At 70.6% G+C, this 3,385-nt stretch carries 3 protein-coding genes; 2 read left to right on the forward strand and 1 reads right to left on the reverse strand.

Annotation, left to right across the window (positions count from 1 at the left end; all coding sequences use genetic code 11):
• Window positions 1-932, forward strand: a 932-nt coding sequence (gene pta / locus G3O06_RS47245; protein ID WP_205820182.1) for a phosphate acetyltransferase, incomplete at its 5' end; no start/stop codon positions are given.
• Window positions 929-1,696, forward strand: a complete 768-nt coding sequence (locus tag G3O06_RS47250) for a sulfite exporter TauE/SafE family protein (protein WP_174969271.1) — start codon at window positions 929-931, stop codon at window positions 1,694-1,696. The genes pta and G3O06_RS47250, both read left to right, overlap by 4 nt.
• Window positions 1,697-1,805: 109 nt before the next feature.
• Here G3O06_RS47250 and G3O06_RS47255 read toward each other — a convergent pair.
• The coding region (locus G3O06_RS47255; RefSeq protein ID WP_205820183.1) for a cobalt chelatase at window positions 1,806-3,385 on the reverse strand (1,580 nt) is incomplete at its 5' end.

Here is a 3,385-nt window from a genome sequence, read left to right on the forward strand (position 1 = left end):
CGACGCGCGACGGCATCGCCCGCATCGTGCTCGTCGGCAACCGTGCGGCGATCCACGCGGCGGCCGCGCGCGACGCGATCGATCTCGACGGCATGACGCTCGTCGATCCGGCCGCCGCCGCGCAACGCGATGCCTATGCCGACACGCTGCATGCGCTGCGCAAGAGCAAGGGCATGACGGCCGACGCCGCGCGCGACGCGGTGCTCGACCCGCTCTGCCACGCGAACCTGATGGTGCGGGTCGGCGACGCGGACGGCTCGGTCGCGGGCGCCGTGCATGCGACGGCCGACGTCGTACGCGCGGCGATCCAGTTGATCGGCGTCGATCCGGCGTTCCGGATCGTGTCGAGCTTCTTCCTGATGATGCTGTGCGAGCCGTTTCACACGATCAAGGGCGGCCTGATCTTCTCCGACTGCGCGCTGGTCGTCGATCCGGACGCCGATCAGCTCGCCGAAATCGCGATGGCGGCCGCCGACAGCGCGCACGCGCTGCTCGGCGAGGAACCGCGCGTCGCGATGCTGTCGTTCTCGACGAGCGGCAGCGCGCATCACGCGGCGGTCGACAAGGTGACGGCCGCAACCGCGCGGGTGCGCGAACTGCGCCCCGCCCTCGCGATAGACGGCGACGTGCAGCTCGACGCGGCGATCGTCGCGGAGATCGCCGAGCGCAAGATCGCGCATTCGCAGGTGGGCGGACACGCGAACGTGCTCGTGTTCCCGAGCCTCGAAGCCGGCAACATCGGCTACAAGCTCGCCGAGCGGATCGGCCGCGCGAAGGCCGTCGGTCCGCTGCTGCAGGGGCTGCGCCGGCCGGCGAACGACCTGTCGCGCGGCTGCAGCGCCGACGACGTGTACCACGTGATCGCGGCGACCACCGTGCAGGCGCAGGCGGCCGCGCAACGCGCCGCAACCGGCGAGGCCGCGCACGCATGACAGCCGACAAACTGGCGATCCTGATCGCGGTGATCGGCGCCGGCAGCTATTTCCAGACCGTCACCGGCTTCGGGCTCGGGATGATCGTGATGGGCGTGACGAGCGGCTTCGGGCTTGCGCCGCTCGCGACCGTCGCCACGCTGATGAGCGTCGTGTCGCTCGCGAACGGCGCGACCGCGCTGCCCGGCCGGCTGCATCACATCGACTGGCGCGCGGTCGGCGCGGCGACGCTCGGCATCCTGCCGTCGGTCGTTGCGGGCGTGCTATTGCTCGAATGCCTGAGCCGCTCGGCGGCCGACCTGCTGCAACTGATCCTCGGCGCGGTCGTGCTGTACGGCGGCCTGAGCGCGGCGCTGCGGCCGACGCCGCTCACCGAGCGCTCGGACAACCGCAGCTTCTTCGTCAGCGGCCTGTTCGGCGGCTTGCTGAGCGGGATGTTCGGCGTGTCGGGGCCGCCGCTGATCTTCCAGTTCTACCGGCAGCCGCTGACGCTCGTGCAGATCCGCTGCGCGCTGATCGTGCTGTTCACGACCACCTCGGCCACGCGCGTGCTGTACAGCGCATGCGAAGGCCAGCTCGATCGCGACATCTGGCTGCTGGCCGCGATCGCGACGCCGGTCGTGATGCTGACGACCGTGGCCGCGCGTCACTACCCGCCGCCGCTGTCGCCGGTCGCGTTGCGCCGGCTCGCGTTCGGCGTGCTGATGGCGATCGGCATCGGGCTGATCGCAACGTCGCTGCCGCCGCTGCTGCGCGGCGTGTGATGCCGCGCGGCGCGGCGCCGCACGCGCGCCGAATCGAACCGCCGTCCGCCCGGCACTCTGCCGGGACGCATACGTATCGCCGCATCCGCATCGAATGCCATCGCCCGCTTCACCGCCGCGCACCGATCCAGCTCGCGATTTCGACGAGCCGCTTCATGTCCGGCGCCGATGCAAGGTCGATCGCGAGCCGGTGCCGGTAGTACGGGCCGAGATCGAGCCCGACGCCGAGCCCGAGGACTTCGACGCGACCGGCCGCCTCCTGGCGCGCGACCACCTGCTTCAAGTGGTTGTCGAGATAGAACGGATCGTTCGCGAGCGCCGTCGCGCCGTCCATCGGGCTGCCGTCCGAGATCACGACGAGGATCTTGCGTGCCTCCGGCCGTGCCGCGAGCCGCGCGCACGCCCATTCGACCGCTTCACCGTCGACGCCTTCGCGGAACAGATCGGCCTTGAACAGCGCGGCGATGCCCGTGCGCGCATGCCGCCAGCGCGTATCCGCGTCCTTGAACACCAGGTGGCCGGCTTCGTTGAGCCGGCCCGGATGGCGCGGCTTGCCGCGCGCGAGCCAGTCCTGCCGCGCGCGGCCGCCGTTCCACGCGAGCGTCGTGAAGCCGAGCACTTCGGTCGCGAGACCGGCGGCATCGCCCGCTCGGGCCAGCGTATCGACCATCAGCGCGACGCCGTCGATCCACGTTTTCATCGACCCCGAGCAGTCGATCAGGAACGCGAGCGCGCAGTCGGCGTGCGGCCGCACGCGTTCGAGCCGGAACAGGCGCCGTTCGGCCGGCGAGCTGACGAGCTGCGCGAGCCGGCGGCCGTCAAGGCGACCATGCTCCTCCCCGAACGACCAGCCGTCGGCCTGCAGCACGACCAGCGCCGCGCGCAGCACGCGTGCGAGCCGCGTGACGTTGATCCGCTGCGCGGCGACATGGCCGTCGAGCCGGTCGCGGTACTCGCGCAGCAGTGCCGCGCGGATCTGCGCTGCCGGCCGTAGCTCGCGGTCGTAGCGCGTCGTATAGGCGCGGTAGACGGCGTCGCCGCCCTGCAGCACGACGCTGTCGCCCGTCTCCACGAGTGCCGGCATATCGATGCCCGACTCGTCGAAATCGACCCACAGCGAGAAATTCGTAAGCGCATCGTCCTGCTCGCGTGCGTCTTCCGTCTCCGTTTCCACGACGGACGCGCGCGCGTCGCGGATCATCTCAGCAATGCGCTTCGCAAGCGCCAGTGCGTGTTCCGCGAATGCACGCTGATCGTGCCGACACCGCTTGAGCCCCGCGAGCTGCACGCCGATCTCGGGCACGATTGCCGCGCGCGACGCTTCGATCAGGTCTTCCGTCTCCTCGAGCACGGGCCAGCCCGTCAGCCGCGACCATGCGATCTGCGCGACCGTGTAGACCAGAATCCCGACATGCGTATCGGCCTGCCCAGACCGGTGAAACGCGCGCGACCAGGTTTCGAAACGATGGCGCAGGTTCTGCACGACGCCGCGCATGGCAGGTGGTGCCAGCGATTCGCAGCGCAGTTGTTCGAGCATTTCGAACAGCATGCGTTCGACCGGATCGTCGCCGGACAACCCGCGATGCAGGTCCGCATCCGAATGCAGGATGCGCAGCGCGGCGCCGTCGGCCGCGCCGCGCCACGACGCGAGATCGTCGTCGGCGGCCGGTGCGCGCAGGTGCGGCGCAG

This window comes from Burkholderia sp. Ac-20345 (assembly GCF_017104825.1).
Lineage (GTDB): Bacteria > Pseudomonadota > Gammaproteobacteria > Burkholderiales > Burkholderiaceae > Burkholderia > Burkholderia lata_B.